Source organism: Shewanella donghaensis (assembly GCF_007567505.1).
GTDB lineage: Bacteria > Pseudomonadota > Gammaproteobacteria > Enterobacterales > Shewanellaceae > Shewanella > Shewanella donghaensis.
Genome location: NZ_CP041783.1, coordinates 4,533,948 through 4,557,650, shown reverse-complemented (window position 1 = coordinate 4,557,650; position 23,703 = coordinate 4,533,948). Strand labels below are relative to the sequence as shown.

Genomic DNA, 23,703 nt, shown 5'->3' with positions numbered 1-23,703 from the left:
AAAAGTGAGCTATTCTAATAGATTGTCATTATCTTTTGTAAGGAAGCAATATAATGAATTATCGAAGTTGGTCTATCACCAAGCAAATTGCTTATTTCTCTCTCGTTCTTTCTATTGTCGTATTTAGCATTATTTCATCTGTGTCATATTACAGCTCATCAAATGTGCTTAAAACTAAAGCCGTTGATGCGATGAACGAGCAAATGCAAAGTAATGCCGACTTGATTGAATTACAGTATGTCAGCTTATTAAACCTTGCCCGTCGAAATGCAGATATTTTACGTGCAATGTACCCTGGAGAATTCTATAAACCTGATCGTACAGTTAAGATCTTCAGTAAGCCCACACCCGCCCTCGTCCATGAAAAAGAACAAATCAACGCCTCAAAAAGTAAAGTCGATCGTTTCTCTAATTTAACCGGTGGCACCGCAACCCTATTTGTTAAAGATGGCGATGATTTTTTACGGATTTCAACATCGGTAAAAAAACAAGATGGTAAAAGAGCACTGGTGACCTATTTAGGTAAAGAACACCCTGGTTATCAAGCATTGATCAAGGGCGAGAGCTACGAAGGTTACGCCAAGTTATTTGGCAAAGATTACATGACCGTATATCGCCCATTAAAAAATGATAGTGGCGCAGTGATTGGTATTCTCTATATTGGATTTGATATTTCATCTTCAATAGCTGAACTACAAAAAACCATTAACCATTTAACCATTGAAGAAACGGGTTATTTTATGATGGTCAGAAATACAGATAACCGCATCATTTCACACCCTAATTATGAAGTCGGTAAACTGGTAACAGCAGATTTAATCGGCGGTATCGATCCTAGTCAATTTATTGGTAAGCACTTCAGCGGCGAATTTGAAGACAGCCAACAAGACAGCATTTACACCAACAGCATTGCAATCCCAGGGTGGAACTGGACCTTAATCGGATTAACCAAAGTATCCGAGTTAAACAATGAAAGCCTCGAATTGCTTTATATCACAATCGGTGTGGCAATATTTGGCATTATACTGATTAGTAGCCTGTTATCGTTATTACTCATAAAAGCCCTTGCTCCATTGCAAAAATTACAAAAACAATTACAGGCACTAGGTGAAGGTGATTTATTACAAGAGTTTGAAGTCAGTAATCCTAACAGTAATAATGAAATTGATCGCATTACCTTAAGCGCGGCTAATATGTCCAACAACCTTAAAGAGTTAATTGACTCATTACTGCACTCAGTTGAAAGCTTGCAACAACAAGCGCTTGAAGCACAACAGATGGCGACTTTAAATGGTGATGAGTCCCAAGCCTTGATGATGCAAACCAATCAAATTGCCACCGCAATTGAAGAAATGTCAGCATCTATACGCGACGTAGCCCATCATTCAAGTGAAGGCGCACTTAAAAGCCAGCAAGTCGATGAAGCATCACGTAGTGGTCATCAGCAACTTAGTGTTGTTGTTGAATCACTCAAAACCCTAAGCAATCAACTCACGGATAGTCAGCACAACATTGAAAATGTCAGTAAAGAAAGTGAGGCGATAAACACAGTCACAGAAGTGATAAACGGTATTGCCGATCAAACCAATCTACTGGCATTAAATGCCGCCATTGAAGCCGCCAGAGCCGGCGAACAAGGACGCGGCTTTGCCGTGGTAGCGGATGAGGTTCGATCCCTTGCTCAGCGCACTCAAAGTTCGATATCTGAAATTAGTAAAACCATTGCACAGTTGCAATCAATGGTCAAAGTCACCGCCCAACAAATGGCTGACAGCCACGAATTAGGTTCAAAATCTGCAGACCAAGGTAATCAGAGTAGTGAGCAACTAAGCCAAATAACTACTAGCATTGGTGAGCTAGCCACATTTACCAGCAGCATTGCTAGCGCTACAGAGCAGCAGAGCGCAGTGGCAGACGAAGTTACCCGAAACCTGCATGAGATATCAGCCTTGGCCAATGAAGGCCAAAATCGAGCAGGAGAAACCCTAGAAGCCGCAAAAGGCCTCACAACAATTGCAGGTGAGCTTAAAAGCAAGATTAACTTCTTTAAGGTTTAGCCAAGGGCTTTAAAAGGGGCTTTAAAAAGGACTGTAAAAAGGACGCCCAAACGGGCAATGAAAGGGATAAAAAACTAAAATAAAGCTTAAACAGCACTAATTTAAAAGGTATAAGTAAATCATTACTTGTACCTTTTTTATGCCTTTAATTTAACAGTTTACACTTTGGTTAATAATCAACTATTTGTAAACGGTTCTTCACTGTTAAACTTAACCACCACACACTAATAAGGCCGTTATAACAAAATCCATATAGCAAGGCCCATATAACAAGACCCATATAACAAGAGCCATATAACAAGAGCATCATAACAAGATAGGGATAATCATGAAAAAAAGCGTCGTATTGTCACTCATAGGATCACACAGCCTCGTTCTCGCTATCGGTTTTGCTGCAGGTATCTATTATTTACCTATTTTGACGGCGCCCAAATCACCAGAGACTGCGTCAATTCAAACTCTCGCAAAACAGCATTTATTTGAAACAACATTTTCAACTGAAAGACAGGATAGCGATTTACTGCATTGGGGAGAGGGTCAGGTGTTTATTAGCCAGAATGACATTAGCTTTATTGGTAATCTATCACCAGGACCCGATTTCAAACTGTATTTATCAAAAACATTTATTGAAACAGAAGCAGACTTCAAACGAGAGAAAACCAACCTGCTTCAAGTGGGTGATATCAACACCTTTGAGAATTTTATCGTCCCGATCACTGACGATGTAAAAGTAGCAGAATTCAATACCGTCATAGTGTGGTGTGAAAGCTTCGGGCAATTTATTACCTCAGCTCGCTATCAATAACGACACTATTCAATAACTGCAATTTATAACCATAATTTAATACCCTAATACCAAGCCATAATTTAATACCATAAATGACAGCCAATAAAAAACCCTGCACGTTGGCAGGGTTTTATATTTTACAACTTAAAACACTTACTTATTTTTAGCTTCAGACTCGTTAATACGATCTAAATTCTCAGTGTTTTCAAGCCAAAGCGCATTAATGATGCCAAAAGCACAGGCGAGTAATACACCTAAAATCCAAGCGAAATACCACATAATGGCTCCTTAATTAATAAAGTGATGCTTTGTTCTTTTCAATGAACTCGCGGTTAAGGCGACCAAACATCTTGTAATATGTCCAAGCGGTATAACTTAGTATTATTGGTACAAAGATTATTGCAGCCCAAGTCATTACATTCAGCGTGATTTCACTCGCAGTAGAATCCCACATAGTTAAGCTCACATTTGGATCAAGCGATGAAGGCATAACGAATGGGAACATTGCTGCACCACATGTCAAAATAACACCTGTAATCGCTAATGAGCTAAATAAGAATGCAAAACCACTACGGTTAAACTGACTCGCTAGTATCACTAGAACAGGCATCAACAAACCTAATGCTGGGAACAACATAGTGATTGGATACTTATCGTAGTTAACTAACCAAGCACCAGCTTCAATAGCCACGGTCTTAGTTGTTGGGTTTGAAGCACCAGCAGTATCGATTGCAGATGTAATCACATAACCGTCAATACCATTCATTAACCAAACACCCGCTGCAGCAAACAATACAGTGACTAGCAGACCACAAATTTGTGCAGCTTTAACAGCACGAACACGTAGCTCACCTTCGGTCTTCATTTGTAACCATGAAGCACCTTGCATCATGAACATGATTGCAGCGATTAAGCCGGCTAATAAACCAAATGGGTTTAATAAACCAATTAGACCACCGTGGTAAGTTGCACGTAGAAATTGGTCAAACTCAAAAGGCACGCCTTGAAGTAAGTTACCAAACGCAACACCAATGATGAGTGGCGGAACAAAACCACCGACAAATAGAGCCCAATCCCATGACTTGCGCCATCTTGGATCTTCAATTTTCGAGCGGTAATCAAAACCAACTGGACGCATGAATAAGGCAAATAACACCAACATCATTGCGACATAAAAGCCCGAGAAAGACACAGCATAAACCATTGGCCAAGCAGCGAACAAGGCGCCACCTGCGGTAATTAACCAAACTTGGTTACCATCCCAATGCGGTGCAATCGAGTTAATCATAATACGGCGTTCAGTGTCGTCTTTACCAATGATTGGTAATAACGCACCCACACCCATATCAAAACCGTCAGTAACAGCAAACCCAACTAGCAATACGCCAATCAGAGCCCACCAGATAAATCTTAACGTTTCATAATCAAACATAATCAGCTCCTCAGATTAAGCATCTAGATTTTCAAAATGGTATCGACCAGTCTTAAGGCTTGATGGGCCAAGACGAGCAAACTTAAACATTAAGAATAGTTCAATCACTAACAGTATTGAGTAGAACACTGTGATTGAAATGATACTGAACCAAAGATCAGCTGGTGTTAAAGTTGAAGCCGACATAAAGGTCGGTAGCACTTCTGAAATGGTCCAAGGTTGACGACCATACTCAGCCACAAACCAACCACATTCAATTGCAATCCAAGGTAATGGCAAGCTGTATAATGCTGCACGTAATACCCATGGTTTTTCTTCAATCTTATGGCGCGTGCTTTGCCAAAATGCTGCAGCAAAGACAAACAACATAATCATACCCGCAGCAACCATGATACGGAATGACCAGAACATTGGTGCTACGTTAGGGATTGAGTCTTTCGCAGCTGCTTTAATTTGCTCTTCTGTCGCATCAACCACATTTTCAGTGTAACGCTTCAGTAATAGGCCATAACCTAAATCGCCTTTAGTCGCTTCAAAGTTGGCGCGTAGCTCAGGGCTTTCGTCACCCGCTTTAAGCTGCTCAAGGAATGAATAAGCAATCATACCGTTACGGATACGCACTTCATGCTCATCGATAAGATCGATAATCCCTGTAACTTGCTCATCTAATGAACGCGTCGCAATGATACCCATTGCAAATGGAATTTTAATTGCGAAATCAGTTTCCATTTTTTCTTGATTCGGGAAACCGACTGCTGTAAATGCTGCTGGGGCTGGCTCAGTGTGCCATTCAGCTTCAATTGCAGCTAACTTAACCCGTTGTACTTCACCGACCTTATAACCAGACTCATCGCCTAACACGATTACTGATAAGATTGACGCCATACCAAAACTTGCAGCAATCGCAAACGAGCGACGAGCAAACGGTAAGTCACGACCTTTAAGGATGTAGTAAGAACTAATGGCAAGTACGAACATTGCGCCAGCAACATAACCTGATGCTACAGTATGAACAAATTTAACCTGTGCTACTGGGTTAAAGACCACTTCAGCAAAGCTGGTCATTTCCATACGCATTGTTTCGTAGTTAAATACTGAACCGACAGGGTTTTGCATCCAACCGTTTGCAATCAGGATCCATAAAGCAGACATGTTAGAAGCAATAGCCACTAACCAAGTTACCGCTAAATGTTGACGCTTACTAAAGCGATCCCAACCAAAGAAGAACATACCCACTAGAGTAGATTCTAAGAAGAAAGCCATTAAGCCTTCAATCGCTAGCGGCGCACCAAAAATATCACCCACATAATGTGAGAAATAAGCCCAGTTAGTCCCGAATTGGAATTCCATTGCTAAACCGGTGGTAACACCCAAAGCAAAGTTAATACCAAATAACTTACCCCAGAACTTGGTCATATCTTTATAAATTTGGTTATTAGTCATCACATAAAGCGATTCCATAATAGCCAAAATAAAAGCTAAACCTAGCGTTAAAGGAACAAAAAGAAAATGGTACATGGCTGTAAGCGCGAACTGAAACCTAGACAGTTCTACAACCTCTTCAATAATCATTGGTGACTCCTTACTCAGTACATCCAAATGTCATGACGACTCCCATCAATCACAACAAGTGCCATTGCAGGAAATAAATATTAATCTAAAGTAACGCTTAAAAAACAAGTTAAACAATTGTTAAATTTGGGCGTTACTATAACTCAATTTCGTTGTTAGTTTATCTCGCCTTAACATCGCATTAGTGAGATGCGTATCACACTAACCCTACAAAGGTGACGCTAGGCACAATAACCAAAGTTTACTTCACTAATTAATCACTTAAATACAATAGCTTAGGTCAAATAATTAATGTTGCACACCCCCATTTTATATCATTTAAAATTGGCTCAAATCAATCAAACTTACCTTCTTTAAGCACCTTTTGATTGGTTTTGTGTATCGGTGCAAACTACCCTGTTTTACATATTGACTACCAAAAATATTTCTGCTAGGGATTTGTTTACATATTTGTAAAATATCTCTTTCTAAACTACGATTTACTAATTCATGCTACCTCAAGCGATAAATCTAAAATTTAACATTTAAAGCAATAGATATACTAACCGTAAAAACAAAGCAAAAATAATACAAACCCTTGTTTTAAAATAAAAAATACAGATAAAATCTTTAATAGTAAAATTATTTCAATAAAATTAGATTAATTAAACTAATGCTAAAGATTAATTTTACTCGTTTGAGTTAAAAAATGAACAGCTGTATCATTCGTCCTGTGTTGAGAGAAGGTCGATTGGACTTGAACAGAATGGATTTCGAGTTACATCCCCAACTCTACTAATTATTTCTTATATTACTGAGTGGAGATTCAAAAATGACTAAATTATTTAATCGCGTAATCAACAGCTACAAAAGTATCTTTGTTGAAATGCAAAAGTCATACTAAAACTAATATGTTGTTGCTGGCATGATGACCTAATCACTTAGGGAAATGTAAGCAGCAATAAAACCAAAGACGTATTGAGTATGCATTGGCTTGCTAAATTCGTTGGACGTTTACCTTTGATGTTTTGTTAGCGCAAAACAGCTCTTGAAACATAGAGCGATAACAAGCCCTTTAGGATTTATTCTAAGGGGTTTTTTATTATCTTTTTATTAGCTCTTTATTAGCTGATTAGCTTTTGATATAAAGATTGAAGCAAAATATTTACCGTCAATTTTTGATACGTCTTACCACGTCCTTTTGATCACCAATCAGCTTTCCCCAGCTTATATTCGTAATAAACTTATGTTTGTAATAAATCGCTATACGCTAATTAAGACCATATTGTCGGCTAACGCCGAGTCGCAATCGGCATATTCTTGCTAAGCATTATAAAAACGTCAATGACGCTATTTCACTTTCGTCGGCGATAAGGGATTGCCACAACCCAGGTCATTAAAAATTATGTTTACTCTAGCTCAAGTTATTTATATTCTGATGCTTAAGCATTAAGAATAAGAATAAAAATATTACTCGTTGTAACCCTTTCACTTACCCAAGGTGATCGAATTAATTGCAAGGATGAAATTAATGACCAATAAATCAAGCAGCGAACTCGTTATTCGCCGGCTATACCAAGTCACCCAAGATCACAGTAAAGGCTTTGAATATCAGCTAATCGAGCTATTAAAGATGGGGCTAGAACGGTTTGATTTATGTATTGGGATTTTATCTAAAATTGATCAAGACCAATATGTGGTTAAATACTGCGTTACCCCAGATGAAGTGCCTTTAAACCCTGAAGACTGCTTTGACTTAGATTCGACATACTGCAGTATTACCTGTAATGCAAAAGGTCCTGTGGGTATTGAACACATGGGTGAAAACGATATTTTCGCTGTACACCCTGCATATAAGGCATTTGGACTTGAATCCTATATTGGTATACCCATCCGCTTAAACGGCGAACTCTATGGCACCCTTAATTTCTCCAGCCCAACACCCTACCCAAGAATGTTTCGCGACGTTGATATTGATGCTTTGCAGTTAATGGCATCTTGGGTTGAAGTCGAGTTAATTCGCCGAGAACAAGAAGCCCAGCTCCAAGCACTTAATAAAGAACTGCATCACTTAGCCAATTACGACAGCTTGACCAATATCCCTAATCGACGTGGAATGCATCAAACACTGCAAAAAGACCTAAACAGGCTAAGTCGTACTCAAGGCAAAGGCACTATTGCGTTAATCGATATTGATCGCTTTAAACTGCTTAATGATACTTTGGGTCATCAAAAAGGTGATGATGTATTAGTGGAAGTCGCGCAAAAAATTGCTCAATCACTTCGAGATTATGATTTAGTCGCCCGATTTGGCGGTGAAGAATTCTTAATTTGGCTACCAGACACTAATCAAGAACAATGTGCCATTGTCTGCCAACGGATCATGCACGACATAGGCACTATCGCTATCGCAGCTAACCCGATTACCGTTTCAATTGGTGCTTGTCATTTTAGTTTTGATAATTACAAAGCTGATGATATTACTCAGCTGATTGGAGATATTATTTCTGAAGCTGACACAGTACTTTATGACGCTAAAGCCCAAGGACGTAATAGATTGAATAGCGTGACTAAAGTTTTATCAGCTAATTAGCTAATTTTATGGTGATTGAGGCCATTGTATTTCCAAACTCTGTTTGGATTAACATCGTGGGTTTTCCACTTACACCTGATTTTGATATCTGAATTTTATTCTGTGTTTCCAAACTCTGTTTGGATTAACGTCGTGGCGCTTCGCCCACACCAGACCAAAAGGGTATCAACAGCAATACCCTCTATACTCTTTATTAAAGAATTAGGCCCCGCTGCCCCGTCGAAAAATGCTGAAAAGCGCATAATTTTCGATGGGGATTGATCCAGCTTTTGACTTCGTCTGTTGCTAACTTCGGTCATTGTCGAAAAGCCCTAACGCTTCCGATAGGCCATCCCTGGCCTAACGAAAGCTAACTTGGCATCCATGCCAAGCTCACGGCCTTTTCTCGATGATCTCAATTCAAATTGAGCCTTTTAGCAGATTAGGTTGTTGGTCTTTTTAGCTTTTTTTAATCGCCACAAATACAGTCAAATCGAAGAGGTAATAATCCCAGTGTAGATGCAGCAGCGAGCTTCCAAAACATGGATGTTTTGGCAGAGCTTACAGGGACGTACTTGCAGCGTCTCGCAGCTGTATCTGCACATAAGCCTGCGGCAGGCAATGGATTAGATTGAAGTGATGCGTTTCGATAAATTAGCCAATAAAAACTAAGCAAAACATTGGATTAAGATCGTCTGTTATATTAAAGTAAGACAACTTAAGGACAGAGTTAGGCAACCTCGAACACAAGCATCTAGCACGTCATTTAGGGAAGAAAAACCATTCAATGATATGTGCCTTCAACTCTCTTATAAAGTTTACTCTGACCCAATAATTACGTAAACCCTCGGTTTCACATTGATTTAAACGTGATTGATTCAAGGTATTGAAACTGATAAGTTACTAAAAATATTAATAATTAAAGAATTTTCGCGAATGAAATATCGAAGAGTACCTAAGGGTATTTATCTGAATTCTCGCTAATACTAAAATGTTAAGTGCCTTTGCACATGGAGAGTCTGATGAACGATGTCGTATCATTTGCTGACGAAAGTGGAATTTCAAAAGGATCTCCCTGTTATACAATTGGTATTTTAAATATTCCAAGTGATTATTTAGACCAATTCAACTTTCATATTGAAGAAATCTATAAATCTAGTGGGATGCAAGGTGAAATAAAATGGGAAAAAGTAAGAAAAAGTTCAGGGCAAATTAATTTATGCTTAAATATTCTAAGATTTATTCTAAATAGTCCATGTACTTTTCATGCCATTGCAGTTTCAAAAGCACCTTATAATAAATGGCATAAAGATGAAGAAGCCGCTTTTTACACAACATATAACCAACTTCTGAATCAAAGTAGTAAAGGTTTAAATGCTAACTTTAAAGTTTATATAGACCAGAAAAGTACAAAATATCCTAAACAAGATGAAGTCATGCAAATTATTACTAATCATATGCTTGCAAAGTTACCAACGACCTCAAAAATTGAACATGTAACAATGCAAAACTCAAAGCTTCATTGGGGGTTACAGGCTGTAGATATCTTAACTGGAGCTGTTAATACTGGTTATCTTTTATATTTCAACTCTAAAGCTGAAATGCAAATGGCAAAAAAGATTGCTGTGTTTCGAATGGCTGCAATTTTAGGTTGGGATCAATTGGCATATGATACTAGACCAAATAAAATGTTTAACATTTGGCATTTTCCAATACAAACGAGGGCTATTCCTGCAACTAAAGATATAGTCCCAAATTTTTCAGTACCAAACATTAGTAGAGCAGAATACGAAGTAATAACCGGCACTTAACAAGAGTTCAAGACGTCAACCTTAGTATTTAGCTAGGCTCAAGGCTCTAAATCATTTCTGTCCAGAAATGAGTTAGCAATACTCTCTACACAAATCCCATCCAATAAAAAGGCGACCAAATGGTCGCCTTTTTGCTGTTAACTCAATCTAGGTTAAGTGAAGCTTAACCTAACTTCACTCGTGCGTTACGGAACATACGCATCCATGGGCTATCTTCGCTCCAATCATCTGGGTGCCAAGAGTTGGCAACAGTTCTGAATACTCGCTCTGGATGCGGCATCATAATCGTCACTCGGCCATCTGTAGTGGTTAATGCTGATATTGCATTTGGCGAACCATTGGGGTTTTGTGGGTATTGGGTGGCAATAGCGCCATTACCATCAACGTAACGCAGTGCTACAGTCCCTGTTGCTTCAGCGGCGGCTAATGCTTCAACTGATTTAAACTCTGCGCGGCCTTCACCATGTGACACAGCTATTGGCATACGTGAACCTTGCATACCTTCAAAGAAGATTGATGGGCTCTTTTGTACTTCAACCAAACTCGCACGTGCTTCAAAGCGCTCTGAACGGTTACGGACAAAGTGTGGCCAATGCTCACTTCCTGGAATGATTTCTTTCAGGTTAGATAACATCTGACAACCGTTACATACACCTAATGCTAAAGTGCCATCACGTTCAAAGAACTGTGAAAACTCATTACGGGCACGGTCATTAAACAGTATCGATTTAGCCCAACCTTCACCTGCGCCCAGAACATCACCGTAAGAGAAACCACCACAAGCTACTAGGCCTTGGAATTCTTCTAGGTTAATGCGGCCCGATAAGATGTCAGACATATGCACGTCGCGGCTTTCAAAACCTGCGCGGTCAAATGCGGCTGCCATTTCAACGTGCGAGTTAACCCCTTGCTCACGAATAATCGCCATCTTAGGTGCAACACCTTTTAAGATAAATGGTGCGGCAACGTCTTCGCTTGGGTTAAAGCGTAAATCAACCGTTAGACCTGGGTCATTGGCTTGCTGCTTAAGTTCAAACTCTTCTTTAGCACATTCAGGGTTGTCACGTAATGCCTGCATGCGATATGTGGTTTCAGACCACATGGTGCGCAGTGCTACGCGGCAGTCAGCAAAGACTGCTCGTTCAGCGTCAACAATAGTGATTTGATCATCTTGGGTTAGCTTGGCAACATATTGGCAAGACACACCTACTGCAGCGAACTGAGCTTGAATATTAGCTGAGTCAGCTTTAGATACCTGAATAACCGCACCTAATTCTTCATTAAACAAACGCTCAAGGTCTGTGCCTTTAAGCGCTGCTAAATCGATATTAAGACCGGTATTACCCGCAAATGCCATTTCCACTAGTGTAGTGAATAAACCACCATCACTGCGGTCATGGTAAGCAATAACTTTTTGCTCAGCCACTAACGGCTGAATCACTTCAAAGAATCCACGAAGGCTTGCGGCATCATCTAAGTCTGGCGCTACGGCACCTAACTGGCTGTAAACTTGCGCTAAACAAGAACCGCCTAAACGATTTTGACCTTTGGCTAAATCAATCAGTAACAGTTCTGTATCACCTTTATCAGTGCGAAGCTCTGGCGTCACTGTATTACGAATGTCTTTTACTACACCAAATGCAGTGATAACCAGTGACATTGGTGAAGTAACGGCTTTATCTTCGCCTGCTTCATTCCACGCTGTCTTCATCGACATTGAGTCTTTACCCACTGGGATAGTTAACTCAAGTTCAGGACAAAGCTCTTCACCGACCGCTTTTACAGCTTCGTAAAGACCGGCATCTTCACCAGGGTGACCTGCTGCAGACATCCAGTTAGCAGATAATTTAATATGCTTGAATGAACCAATATCAGTACCAGCAATGTTTAAGATTGATTCGGCAACGGCCATACGAGCTGAAGCGCCAAAATCAAGTAATGCTAATGGTGTACGTTCACCAATAGACATGGCCTCACCGGCGTAGCTGTCATAACTTGCTGCAGTTACTGCGCAATCGGCAACAGGTACCTGCCAAGGGCCAACCATTTGGTCACGGTTAACTAAACCGGTTACCGAGCGGTCACCAATGGTAATAAGGAAAGACTTATCAGCCACGGTTGGTAAATGTAAGATGCGCGATACCGCTTCTTTAATATCGATACCAGCCATATCAAATGCAGGAAAATCTGCATTGATTGAAACCACATCGCGGCTCATTTTAGGTGCTTTACCTAATAAAACCTCAAGCGGTAAATCAATTGGCTTGTTGTCAAAGTGGCTATCTTCAAGAGTAAGGTGCTGCTCTTCAGTTGCTTCACCTACCACAGAAAACGGCGCGCGTTCACGCTCACAGATTTTCTTGAAGGTTTCTAAGTTTTCAGGTGCCACTGACATAACGTAACGTTCTTGAGATTCGTTACACCAGATCTCAAGTGGGCTCATGCCCGGCTCATCTGATGGCACGTTACGTAAATTAAACAGTGCGCCTCTGTCGGCATCATTCACAAGTTCAGGGAAGGCATTTGATAAACCGCCCGCGCCCACATCGTGAATAAACTGAATTGGGTTGTCATCACCCATCTGCCAACAGCGGTCGATCACTTCCTGACAACGACGTTCCATTTCTGGGTTTTCACGTTGTACTGAAGCAAAATCTAAATCTTCGCTTGATTGACCTGATGCCATTGATGAAGCAGCGCCGCCGCCTAAACCAATGTTCATTGCAGGGCCACCAAGTACAATTAGCTTAGCGCCAACGGTAATTTCGCCTTTTTGAACATGATCTTCACGAATATTACCTAGACCACCAGCTAACATAATTGGCTTATGGTAACCGCGTACTTCAACGCCGTTATGGCTTGATACTTCTTGCTCGTAAGTTCGGAAATAACCGACTAATGCAGGACGACCAAACTCGTTATTAAATGCTGCGCCGCCTAATGGGCCTTCAGTCATGATTTCAAGTGGCGTTACAATACGGCTAGGTTTGCCATAGTCGCCTTCCCATGGCTGCACAAAACCAGGGATTTTAAGGTTTGATACGCTAAAGCCAGTTAAACCCGCTTTAGGTTTTGAACCACGACCGGTTGCGCCTTCATCACGAATTTCTCCGCCTGAACCTGTCGCAGCACCTGGATATGGGCTAATCGCAGTAGGATGGTTATGGGTTTCAACCTTCATCAAGATATGCATTGGCTCAGTGTGATAGTTATACACACCATCTTGATCGGGGAAGAATCGACCCGCAACGCTGCCTGTCATTACCGCGGCATTATCTTTATAAGCCGATAATACGTTGTCAGGGGTCACAGCCATGGTGTTCTTAATCATTTTAAATAATGATTTAGGCTGAACTTCACCATCGATAGTCCAATCAGCATTAAAAATCTTATGACGACAATGCTCTGAGTTTGCCTGGGCAAACATCATTAGCTCGATGTCGTTTGGATTACGGTTTAAGCGCACGAAGTTATCAACTAAATAATCGATTTCATCTTCTGCTAGCGCTAAGCCTAATTGGCCGTTAGCCACTTCAAGGGCGCGGCGACCTTCAGCTAAAATATTAATACTTTTGAAAGGCAACGGCTCAGTGCGTTCAAACAACACTGATGCAGCGGCAAACTCAGGTAAAATCACTTCAACCATACGGTCGTGGATTAAGCCTTTCACTTGCTCTAGCTGCTGCGCTGTTAACGATGCGCCTGAAACATAGTAGGCAATACCGCGTTCTAGACGTTTTACTTTGCCTAGACCACAATTTTTAGCGATGTCAGTTGCTTTAGATGACCAAGGAGAAATCGTTCCAGGGCGAGGTGTCACGAATATCAATGACCCTTCTGGAGCATGAGATTCAATTGCAGGTCCGTAAGTTAAAATGGTTTCAAGTTGCTGATATTCTTTATCATCAAGCTTGTCACTTAAATCGGCTAAATGGACATACTCAGCGTAGATTTGCTCAACAGGAAGGGCTGCTGTTTCACAGGCCTCCATAAGCTTTTGAACTCTAAAAGCTGAAAGTGCTGGGGCTCCGCGAATGATCTCAATCACGTCAATTCACCTTATTAATTATAATGGCAGGGTAAGAATTGGCGCTATTATAGGGAAACACTCTCTATAAATCACCCACCAAGGCACGCCAGAACAGTGTTTCCCGTTAACGAAAACAATCAAATAAATCCGACAATTTAACTATTGAATATTTCAGCAATTTTAAATTTTTTAAATATTTTTTTTAATTCAATTTATCTAATGAATTCAACTGTATAATTTAAACCTCTTAAGTCGATTCCTAGGTGAAATACAAAACTACTGCTAAAGTATCAATAGCTGTGACAATTTATTAAGTTGCTATACGCTTTTGTTTACTGGCTTATTTCAACCCTTGTTGTGCCTACTCCTAATAAACTACTGATGGATATGACGAAACTTTTAGCGATTATTTCACTTAGCTTACTACTGACAGCTTGTAAACAAGCCAGTTTTGAAGCCACTGAATTTGTTGAAAACACCCCTACTCGTACCGTTTTAAAGGTAGGGACACTTTACGGCTCGCAAACCTACCTCACCTCAGATCAGGGTGAAAGTGGTTTTGATTATGAAATGGCCGCTAAGTTTGCTAAGCACCTTGATGTGCCATTAGAAATGATCCCATACACCAATAGGCAACAATTATTTGAAGCGCTGCGAAACAATGACATTGATATCGTTGCGGCTGCGATTACCACCACCCAAAACCGTCGAGAACAATTTCTTCTTGGACCGACCTTATATGAAGTCAATCAAGTGCTGGTATATAAGTCAGGATCAGTTAAACCTCGAAACCTCGATAACTTACTCGGCGACATCAGCGTTATTGCTGAATCTTTTGCGGTCGACACCTTATTCAAACTCAAACAATCACACCCGAACCTTAAATGGCAGCAAGTTTACGACAAAGATAATGAAGAGCTATTTTCATTAGTCGCTGCTGGCGAGTTGCTATATACCATTGCTGATTCAAATAGCCTGTTAATCAATCAACGTTACTTACCTGAACTACGGGAAGGAATGGTACTGAATGAGAAAACGGATGTAGTGTGGTTATTGCAACCCACTGGCAGTGATGTGCTAATGGGCTCGTTACTCTCTTTCTGGCATCAACAAAAACGTAATGGCACCCTGGAGCATTTAAACGAAAAGTACTTTGGCCACGTTAAGCGTTTTGATTATGTCGATACCCGCGCATTTATTCGCGCGATTGATAATGTGCTACCTGAGTACCAAGCCTTATTTGAAAAACACGCTGGTGAATTAGATTGGCGTAAACTCGCTGCGGCGGGTTATCAAGAGTCTCATTGGAACCCTAAAGCCCGTTCTCCAACAGGTGTGCGCGGCATGATGATGTTAACTCAACCTACAGCAAGCTCTGTTGGGGTAGATAACAGACTCGACGCCGAACAAAGTATTCGTGGTGGCGCCATTTATCTACAAAAAATGATCGACCGCCTACCTGACTCTATTCCTGATAGTCAGCGGATCTGGTTTGCGCTTGCGTCATACAATGTGGGTTTAGGCCATGTAGAAGATGCCCGAAAAATCACCCAAGGTATGGGTAAAGATCCAAGTGCATGGCGTGATGTAAAACAGGTATTACCGTTACTTCAACAACGGAAATATTATAAAGGCACCCGCTATGGTTACGCCCGCGGCAGTGAAGCTGTACATTACGTGGATAATATTCGTCGCTACTATGACACTCTAGTATGGGTCGATAACCAAAGTAGGCAAATGGAATCCATTGATGAAAATCTTGAGGAGGAAATTGCTGAAAATACTGATGAATTAATTGATGATATCGATAACCCTGAGAATATTGTGCAGTCAGCAGCGCAATAGAACATCAAAGGTGAACATCAAAGGTGAACATTAAAGGTGAACGAATAACTGTAATGTTTATCTGCCATTATCTATCGAAATTGTATCATTATTTATATCTTACTGAAGATATCTCCACTAAATTGACACTCTGTGGTATAACCATTCCAACAAGCATATTACCTCAGTTAATACGCAGATTATCTTGCTAAAAAATTCTAGAAAAAGAGTAGGTAAAATATGAGAAAAAATATCAATAATAATGCTCGTCGCCGCAACAGCATTAAGCTTAAACACCGTAGAATGCTAAATCGCCAAAAGTTATTTTTTGCCTTTTTACAACCTGTAGCCTAATTGCTGCATTTATCATTAACGTTGCAGTTGTTGTAATTTTTTAAGTGCTTTTTTTTCTTCTCTTCGACGTTTAAAAAAGGCACTTAATTGAGATGCACATTCATCGGCTAATACACCCGATGTCACTTCAAGCTGATGATTAAAATCGTCATGCTGAACTAAGTTAACCACACTCCCCGCCGCCCCTGTTTTTAAATCGTCTGCGCCAAATACCACTCGCTGAATACGGCTATGCACCATAGCGCCAGCACACATTGAGCACGGCTCTAACGTGACATACAAGGTTGTATTTAACATCCTATAGTTTTCTAACGCTTGTCCAGCTGCGCGAATGCACTCAATTTCGGCATGAGCTGTTGGGTTATGCTCGGTAATACTCAAATTAAAACCACTGGCAATCAGCTGATCATCTTTAACCAACACAGCACCAACAGGCACTTCGCCTTTAGCTTCAGCTAACGTGGCTTGCTCCATAGCCACTCGCATCCACTTTTCATCCATAGCTTGCTGGGCAGTAGTCAGCTCGGTTTCAATTAATTGACCCAATTGATTAATCTGCTTATTTACCCGCTTATTCACTTGTTCAGTGCTAGGCTCAGTTTCAGGCTTGGTTTCAAGATCTGCATCAATGATAGGATCTGCAATGTCAGTAGATGTTGGCATGGGGGCTCGATAATTCATAAAGCTTTAGTTATAAAAAACAGTTGTAAAAAACAGTTGTAAAAAACAGTCGCGGTAAAAATACCAGTAAAACAGTTCTATTAAGCTAGATAGTTTAAAACAAAAAAGGCGCCTAAGCGCCTTTTTGTTTATTCAGCAATATCTAAATGGGTTATTCCCATTCAATTGTTGCAGGTGGCTTACCTGAAATATCATAAACCACACGAGAAATACCATCGATTTCATTAATGATGCGGTTAGATACTCGACCTAAGAAGTCATATGGTAAATGTGCCCAATGCGCTGTCATAAAGTCGATAGTTTCAACTGCGCGCAGCGACACTACCCAATCATATTTTCGACCATCGCCCATAACTCCAACCGAACGTACAGGTAGGAACACGGTAAATGCTTGGCTTACTTTGTTATAAAGGTCAGCTTTATGCAGTTCTTCAATGAAGATAGCATCCGCTAAACGCAGTAAGTCACAGTATTCTTTTTTAACTTCACCAAGTACACGCACACCTAGACCCGGTCCAGGGAACGGATGACGGTAAAGCATGTCGTATGGCAGACCAAGCTCTAAACCAATCTTACGGACTTCATCTTTAAATAACTCACGTAATGGTTCAACTAAGCCCATTTCCATATCATCTGGCAATCCGCCAACATTATGGTGAGACTTAATCACATGGGCTTTGCCTGTTGCGCTGCCTGCAGATTCAATCACATCAGGATAAATAGTCCCTTGTGCTAACCATTTTGCATTTGCGCATTTCTTTGACTCTTCATCGAAAATCTCGACGAATACACGACCAATGATTTTACGTTTAGCTTCAGGTTCTGCTTCGCCAGCCATTTGCTCTAAGAAACGGTGCTCTGCATTAACGTGAACAATGTTCAGTCCGAAATGATCGCCAAACATGTCCATCACTTGCTCTGCTTCGTTTAAACGCAGCAGACCGTTATCAACAAATACACAGGTCAGCTTGTCACCAATGGCGCGGTGCAGCAGCATTGCCACAACAGATGAATCAACACCACCTGATAAACCTAAAATAACTTCATCGTCGCCGATTTGTTTTTTAAGTTTTTCGATAGCATCTTCAATGATTGATGACGGTTTCCAATTCGCAGGACAACCACAAATCTCTAAAGCGAAATGCTCAAGCATGCGTTTACCCTGGCGAGTATGGGTCACTTCAGGGTGGAATTGCACGCCGTAGAATTTCTTATCTTCATTGGCCATAGCAGCAAATGGACAAGTTTCAGTTTTAGCGACAGTGACAAAGCCTTCTGGAATTTCAGACACTTTGTCGCCGTGGCTCATCCATACGTCAAGTAATGGCTTGCCTGTTTCGCTGATGGCATCTTCAATGCTTTTGAATAATGCTGATTCAGTTTGCACTTCAACTTGTGCATAACCAAATTCACCTTCACCGACACCTTGAATCACTTTACCGCCAAGCTGTTCAGACATGGTTTGCATGCCGTAACAAATACCTAAAACAGGTACGCCAGCATTGAACACATATTCTGAAGCGCGAGGTGAGTTATCTGCAGTCACACTTTCAGGGCCACCGGCTAAGATAATGCCGTTGGGAGCAAAACTTTTAATTTGCTCTTCAGATACATCCCAAGCCCAAAGCTCACAATAAACACCGATTTCACGAATACGGCGGGCGATTAACTGCGTGTATTGCGATCCAAAATCTAGGATCAGGATTTTATGCTCATGAATGTTGCTCATGGGATACCTTATATCTGGTTTTTCTAGAGTAGGTTTGCTTCAATCTCAAATGCATAATTTCAAATGCATAATGAAATTGAAAAAAAGGCGCTCTAATAAATGAGCGCCTTATTAATTATTAAGTGCCGCTACGATAGTTCGGCGCTTCTTTACTGATGGTGACATCGTGCACATGAGACTCGCCCATGCCTGCTGAAGTAATTCTAACGAACTCAGCTTTTTCATTTAATTCTTTAATGGTTGCACAACCAGTCAGACCCATACATGAACGTAAGCCGCCCATATGCTGGTGAATAATCTCTTTCAACTTGCCTTTGTAAGCAACGCGACCTTCAATACCTTCTGGTACTAATTTGTCAGCAGCATTGTCACTTTGGAAATAACGGTCAGATGAACCTTGAGTTTGGGTCATTGCGCCTAATGAACCCATGCCGCGGTATGACTTATAAGCACGGCCATTGTATAGCTCAGTTTCGCCCGGCGCTTCATCAGTACCAGCAAACATTGAACCTGCCATGATGCAAGATGCACCAGCTGCTAATGCTTTAGCTAAATCACCTGAAAAACGGATGCCTCCATCAGCGATAACTGGGATATCAAGATGTTTGATAGCCGCTGCTGCATCAGATACCGCTGTGATTTGTGGTACACCAACACCAGTAACGATACGAGTCGTACAGATTGACCCAGGGCCGATACCGACTTTAACCGCATCAACACCAGCATCAACTAAGGCTAATGCGCCTTCTGCTGTTGCAACGTTACCACCAACGATTTGTAAGTCAGGGAATGCTGCACGTGTATCACGAATACGTTGTAATACACCTTCTGAGTGACCATGAGATGAGTCAATCAATAATACGTCAACACCAGCTTTAACCAATGCTGCTACACGCTCTTCGTTACCAGCGCCTGCACCTACGGCTGCGCCAACACGTAAACGACCTAACTCGTCTTTACATGCATTTGGTTTACGTTCAGCTTTTTGGAAATCTTTAACAGTGATAAGACCTTTAAGCTTGAAGTTATCATCAACGACCAGTACTTTCTCAACACGGTGAGAATGCATGAGTTTTTGTACTTCATCTAACTTAGTCCCTTCAGGTACAGTAACTAAGCGATCTTTAGGGGTCATAACTTGGTCAACAGTACGGCTCCAGTTGGTCACAAAGCGTACATCGCGGCCGGTAATAATACCGACTAGTTCGTTTGCTTCATTAATCACTGGGTAACCCGCAAAACCATTGCGCTCAGTCAACACTTTAAGGTCGGCAAGAGTCGTTTGTGGGGTTACTGTTACTGGCTGCTGAACAATGCCCGCTTCGTAAATTTTAACTTTACGAACTTCTTCAGCTTGCTGTTCAATCGTCATATTTTTATGAATAAAACCTAAACCACCTTCTTGAGCCATCGCGATCGCTAAGCGAGCTTCAGTTACGGTATCCATAGCTGCAGAGACAATTGGGGTGTTTAATTCTATTTTTCTAGTCAGACGAGTTTTCAGAATAGCGGTGTTTGGGAGGACGGTTGAGTGAGCAGGCACTAGTAATACATCATCAAATGTTAGTGCGTCATTTCTTAATCTTAACATGCAACATCTCCCAGAAATTGTAGGGTTTAGAAGGGGTAAATATTGCGGCGGGATTATACCTTGCATATTTAGGTTGGTAAATGGAAAATAGTGAAAAAATCCTATTGGGTGGCCGAATTTGATGAAAAGCTCGAAAAATAATGTTTACTCTGTTTCGCGATTAAACGGTGAAGTCCGCCAGCTGCTTGAAGGAGAGCTCGGAAAGGTCTGGTTAGAGGCCGAAATCTCGAACTTTGTTTCCCCAAATTCAGGTCATTGGTATATGACCTTAAAAGACAGTCGCTCGCAAATTCGTTGTGCGATGTTCAAAGGCCGAAATCAGTCCGTCCCGTTCAAACCAGTTAACGGTCAACAAGTGCTAGTTAAAGGTGCGATTAGTGTTTATGAGCCCCGCGGCGATTATCAATTATTATTAGAGTCAATGTTACCTGCGGGTGATGGTTTACTTGCACAGCAATATGAGGCGCTTAAACTCAAATTAGCGGCGGAAGGCTTATTTGCAACAGAAACTAAGCGCCCTTTACCGAAAAATATCCAAAGAATAGGTGTTATTACTTCTGCTACAGGCGCTGCCATTCGCGATGTGGTTCATGTGCTTTCTAGGCGTGATCCATCTATCGAAGTGGTGATTTACCCCACTCAAGTACAAGGTGCTACTGCCAGTAAATTAATTATCGATGCGATAACTACCGCCAATAAACGCCTTGAGGTTGATGTAATACTCCTAACTCGCGGTGGTGGTTCACTGGAAGATTTATGGTGCTTTAACGATGAAGACTTAGCCCACGCTATTTATAACAGTGCATTGCCCGTAGTGAGCGCGGTAGGTCATGAAATTGATACCACCATCAGTGACTATGTTGCTGATGTAAGAGCGCCTACGCCATCGGCAGGGGCTGAGTTGTTATCCGATGACAAAGGCAATAAAAGCCAAAAATTGACTGCGACTTTCGCGCGTTTAAGACAAGCTTACCGTCATTACATATTGCATCAAAGCACCCAACTTGCTGAATTAAGCCACCAGCTGCAAAGACAAGATCCTAAAAGGCAGCTACAACAGCTTGAACAACGTTTTGATGAAATGCAGTTAAAGCTTGAATCTGCTCTACAACACAAAATGGCTAAAGCAGAACTGAGACAACAGCAGTTAAAAGGCCGATTGCAACGACAATCTCCAGCCCACAAGCTCACCCTAGAACAAAATAAAATGACTTATTTAAGTAGCCGCTTAAATGATGCCATGAAGCACTCGCTTAATAATGCCAGCAAGCAACTCAGTTACAGTGCCCATAAACTTGAAACCGTCAGTCCTCTAGCCACCTTAAGCCGTGGTTACAGTATAACGAAAGACAAGAATGGTAATGTGATTGAGCAAGCTGACCAAGTGAGCTCAGGTGATCTACTCGTTACTCAGCTACATCATGGTGAAATTAAATCATTAGCTAAGTGATTGGCTAAATAAATGCTTAAGTAACTTTCATTAAGCAAAATGAATAACCTCAGCGACTCTGTTTGATAGTACAAGTCGTTGAGGCATATGAAAGCCCTTGGGGTTAAAAAAGTCGCTAAGCTTAAAAAGAGCAACTGAAGTTAATCAGGTCATGAGGTAGCACTTTTTATTAGTTAACAATTTGCATTAGTTAACACTTTCTTGCTCATAATTTCGTCTCATGAATAGCAAAGCTAAACCTAGGATTAACATCACACCAGACGTACTACCGCCACTGACTATCACTTCAGTTTCGATGATTTCTTCTTCAATATAAACCGCATCTCTGTCGCTACTTTCTAATGGCAGTGCATATAAGCTATCAACATCTTCACTACTAATCGTTGCAACGATATCTTCATAACCCACTTCATATAAATCAATCAGTACGTCGTAATAATCGGTTTTGTAACCTTGTGCCAAGGTAGTAAGTACTTCAAAACTGTCATCTTCTGCTTCACCATAAATAGTAAAAATATCAGTGGAGTAAAAATGCTCCCACGGCCCACCATTACGGCTTAAATAAAGTTCGCCATAAACGTCTGCAGGCTCTCCAACACTAAATCCATATACATCGGCATCGAATGTCACCGTGAATGTTTGATAAAAACCATCTTCATCAAAATCATCATATAAATGACTGTATGCCTCATAAATTGAGAAATCCCGCAATCCTGGCTGGATGTATATCAACGAGGCATTGCCATCACCGCCACCTTGAGTTGAAGCAGCGTTTAAACCACTGACTCGCTGATCTATTCGCTGATCTACAGTTTGCTTTTTTAACAATTCAAGATGTTGTGAACGCGATAGCTTCACCGTTGGCGTTAACTGCTTGGTGCTATTATGCAAAGCTTCAATGCGCTGCCTTGTTGCTTGCATGGCTGTTGATGAAACCGTCGGCGATAAAGTAGTTGCTGAAAATCTAGTTGTTGATAAATGATTGCTCGATTTAACGTTTAACGACTCAGCACTTTCAAGTTGACGGCCTACGCTACTCACAACCGTTTTAGTTGTCTGTTCATCTGCTGAAATATCTGCGGCTTGCGCCTTTTCGCTTAATGTAACGCAAGCCAATAGGCTCATACATACGATAGTAATAGCGCCTAAAGGCCATTTTTTAGTGGGTAATGTCATCATAATCCGTCCTTGCTGAAACAGCGCTTGAGTTAATACTTCAACTAACCAAACCGTAGATAGTTTGTAATAGAAGTCTGGCGTTAATGACTGTATTAAAAGCCATTGAAAATGAATGCAAGCTGAACACGTTCAGGTTCAATTCATAAATACCAATGGATAATGACGCTCAAGCAGTTTGTAATGTACGAGGAATTAACCATCTTGTTAGTGAACAACTATTTCTATATTCCAGCGGATCTTTTACACTGATGACTGATTTCAAAGATAAATATTGAATTGGACTTGGCAAATGAGCAAAGTAACAACGAAATTAATAGTTCCTGTGTTGGCATTAATATTGAGTTTACTCAATATTGGCTTAATTCAGGCTGCATCAATTTCGGGGAGTTGGGGTCATGCAGGCACCAACAAATCATTTAGCCAGACGCCAAATCAAAATCAACGTAGTCAATCGAAAAAGCTCGCGGTAAATAGTTCACAACAAGCAGCGCAGTTAGCCAAAAGACAATATTCGGCTAAAGTGCTTTCTGTGCAATCAACCTCAATTAATGGCTCTCCTGGGTATCGCGTCAAACTGCTTTCAAGTAAAGGTATGGTGTTTTATGCCTTGGTTAATGCGCGAACGGGATCAGTGTCTAGGAACTAATGCTTTATA

Annotated in this window: 15 protein-coding genes; 7 read left to right on the top strand and 8 right to left on the bottom strand. The window is 40.9% G+C overall.

Going from position 1 to position 23,703, the window contains the following annotated elements; genetic code table 11:
* Window positions 1-53: 53 nt before the first annotated feature.
* Window positions 54-2,057, top strand: coding sequence for a methyl-accepting chemotaxis protein (locus FPK91_RS19450; RefSeq protein WP_144213538.1), 2,004 nt, complete (start codon window positions 54-56; stop codon window positions 2,055-2,057).
* Between the two features lie 328 nt (window positions 2,058-2,385).
* Window positions 2,386-2,862: a DM13 domain-containing protein gene (locus FPK91_RS19445; protein ID WP_144213536.1), complete on the top strand. Its 477-nt coding sequence runs from the start codon at window positions 2,386-2,388 to the stop codon at window positions 2,860-2,862.
* Window positions 2,863-2,997: 135 nt separating this feature from the next.
* Here the strand turns inward: FPK91_RS19445 and cydX are convergent, their stop codons facing one another.
* The 3 genes from cydX to FPK91_RS19430 are packed head-to-tail and all read right to left on the bottom strand — an operon-like array spanning window position 2,998 to window position 5,848.
* Window positions 2,998-3,123, bottom strand: a complete 126-nt coding sequence (gene cydX / locus FPK91_RS19440; RefSeq protein ID WP_076540142.1) for a cytochrome bd-I oxidase subunit CydX — start codon at window positions 3,121-3,123, stop codon at window positions 2,998-3,000.
* A gap of 13 nt (window positions 3,124-3,136) precedes the next feature.
* Window positions 3,137-4,276 (bottom strand): cytochrome d ubiquinol oxidase subunit II, encoded by a 1,140-nt coding sequence (gene cydB / locus FPK91_RS19435; RefSeq protein ID WP_144213534.1) that lies wholly within the window; start codon window positions 4,274-4,276, stop codon window positions 3,137-3,139.
* Between the two features lie 15 nt (window positions 4,277-4,291).
* Entirely contained in the window at window positions 4,292-5,848 is a 1,557-nt protein-coding gene (locus tag FPK91_RS19430; RefSeq protein ID WP_144213532.1) for a cytochrome ubiquinol oxidase subunit I, read from the bottom strand.
* Window positions 5,849-7,358: 1,510 nt separating this feature from the next.
* Between FPK91_RS19430 and FPK91_RS19425 the strand changes: the two genes are divergently transcribed.
* Complete coding sequence (locus FPK91_RS19425; protein WP_144213530.1) at window positions 7,359-8,420, top strand: sensor domain-containing diguanylate cyclase; 1,062 nt, start codon at window positions 7,359-7,361, stop codon at window positions 8,418-8,420.
* A 1,001-nt stretch (window positions 8,421-9,421) separates the two neighbouring features.
* On the top strand, window positions 9,422-10,210 hold the full coding sequence (locus FPK91_RS19420; RefSeq protein ID WP_144213528.1) for a DUF3800 domain-containing protein: 789 nt from the start codon (window positions 9,422-9,424) through the stop codon (window positions 10,208-10,210).
* Between the two features lie 163 nt (window positions 10,211-10,373).
* Here the strand turns inward: FPK91_RS19420 and purL are convergent, their stop codons facing one another.
* Window positions 10,374-14,255 carry a phosphoribosylformylglycinamidine synthase gene (gene purL, locus FPK91_RS19415; RefSeq protein ID WP_144214601.1) on the bottom strand — a complete coding sequence of 1,294 codons (3,882 nt, stop codon included), beginning with the start codon at window positions 14,253-14,255 and terminating at the stop codon, window positions 10,374-10,376.
* Between the two features lie 372 nt (window positions 14,256-14,627).
* On the opposite strand from purL, the gene mltF reads away from it, so the two are divergent.
* Entirely contained in the window at window positions 14,628-16,085 is a 1,458-nt protein-coding gene (gene mltF / locus FPK91_RS19410) for a membrane-bound lytic murein transglycosylase MltF (protein ID WP_144213526.1), read from the top strand.
* A gap of 348 nt (window positions 16,086-16,433) precedes the next feature.
* Here the strand turns inward: mltF and tadA are convergent, their stop codons facing one another.
* From tadA to guaB, 3 genes are all read right to left on the bottom strand, one after another.
* Complete coding sequence (gene tadA / locus FPK91_RS19405) at window positions 16,434-16,919, bottom strand: tRNA adenosine(34) deaminase TadA (protein WP_227006781.1); 486 nt, start codon at window positions 16,917-16,919, stop codon at window positions 16,434-16,436.
* A gap of 331 nt (window positions 16,920-17,250) precedes the next feature.
* Window positions 17,251-18,828 (bottom strand): glutamine-hydrolyzing GMP synthase, encoded by a 1,578-nt coding sequence (guaA, locus tag FPK91_RS19400; protein ID WP_144213523.1) that lies wholly within the window; start codon window positions 18,826-18,828, stop codon window positions 17,251-17,253.
* Window positions 18,829-18,946: 118 nt separating this feature from the next.
* Entirely contained in the window at window positions 18,947-20,419 is a 1,473-nt protein-coding gene (gene guaB, locus FPK91_RS19395; RefSeq protein ID WP_144213521.1) for an IMP dehydrogenase, read from the bottom strand.
* Window positions 20,420-20,540: 121 nt separating this feature from the next.
* Between guaB and xseA the strand changes: the two genes are divergently transcribed.
* Window positions 20,541-21,869 carry an exodeoxyribonuclease VII large subunit gene (xseA, locus tag FPK91_RS19390; RefSeq protein WP_144213519.1) on the top strand — a complete coding sequence of 443 codons (1,329 nt, stop codon included), beginning with the start codon at window positions 20,541-20,543 and terminating at the stop codon, window positions 21,867-21,869.
* Between the two features lie 186 nt (window positions 21,870-22,055).
* Here xseA and FPK91_RS21020 read toward each other — a convergent pair whose 3' ends face one another.
* Window positions 22,056-23,048, bottom strand: coding sequence for a choice-of-anchor H family protein (locus FPK91_RS21020; RefSeq protein ID WP_227006628.1), 993 nt, complete (start codon window positions 23,046-23,048; stop codon window positions 22,056-22,058).
* Between the two features lie 289 nt (window positions 23,049-23,337).
* Between FPK91_RS21020 and FPK91_RS19380 the strand changes: the two genes are divergently transcribed.
* Entirely contained in the window at window positions 23,338-23,694 is a 357-nt protein-coding gene (locus FPK91_RS19380; RefSeq protein WP_144213517.1) for a PepSY domain-containing protein, read from the top strand.
* Window positions 23,695-23,703: the final 9 nt, after the last annotated feature.

Coding starts and splice junctions, on each gene's coding strand:
- cydB (WP_144213534.1), bottom strand. CDS start 4,276: ATGTTTGATTATGAAACGTTAAGATTTATCTGGTGGGCTCTGATTGGC.
- tadA (WP_227006781.1), bottom strand. CDS start 16,919: ATGGATGAAAAGTGGATGCGAGTGGCTATGGAGCAAGCCACGTTAGCT.
- FPK91_RS19420 (WP_144213528.1), top strand. CDS start 9,422: ATGAACGATGTCGTATCATTTGCTGACGAAAGTGGAATTTCAAAAGGA.
- FPK91_RS19380 (WP_144213517.1), top strand. CDS start 23,338: ATGAGCAAAGTAACAACGAAATTAATAGTTCCTGTGTTGGCATTAATA.
- xseA (WP_144213519.1), top strand. CDS start 20,541: ATGAAAAGCTCGAAAAATAATGTTTACTCTGTTTCGCGATTAAACGGT.
- cydX (WP_076540142.1), bottom strand. CDS start 3,123: ATGTGGTATTTCGCTTGGATTTTAGGTGTATTACTCGCCTGTGCTTTT.
- FPK91_RS21020 (WP_227006628.1), bottom strand. CDS start 23,048: ATGATGACATTACCCACTAAAAAATGGCCTTTAGGCGCTATTACTATC.
- guaB (WP_144213521.1), bottom strand. CDS start 20,419: ATGTTAAGATTAAGAAATGACGCACTAACATTTGATGATGTATTACTA.
- FPK91_RS19430 (WP_144213532.1), bottom strand. CDS start 5,848: ATGATTATTGAAGAGGTTGTAGAACTGTCTAGGTTTCAGTTCGCGCTT.
- mltF (WP_144213526.1), top strand. CDS start 14,628: ATGACGAAACTTTTAGCGATTATTTCACTTAGCTTACTACTGACAGCT.
- FPK91_RS19445 (WP_144213536.1), top strand. CDS start 2,386: ATGAAAAAAAGCGTCGTATTGTCACTCATAGGATCACACAGCCTCGTT.
- FPK91_RS19425 (WP_144213530.1), top strand. CDS start 7,359: ATGACCAATAAATCAAGCAGCGAACTCGTTATTCGCCGGCTATACCAA.
- guaA (WP_144213523.1), bottom strand. CDS start 18,828: ATGAGCAACATTCATGAGCATAAAATCCTGATCCTAGATTTTGGATCG.
- FPK91_RS19450 (WP_144213538.1), top strand. CDS start 54: ATGAATTATCGAAGTTGGTCTATCACCAAGCAAATTGCTTATTTCTCT.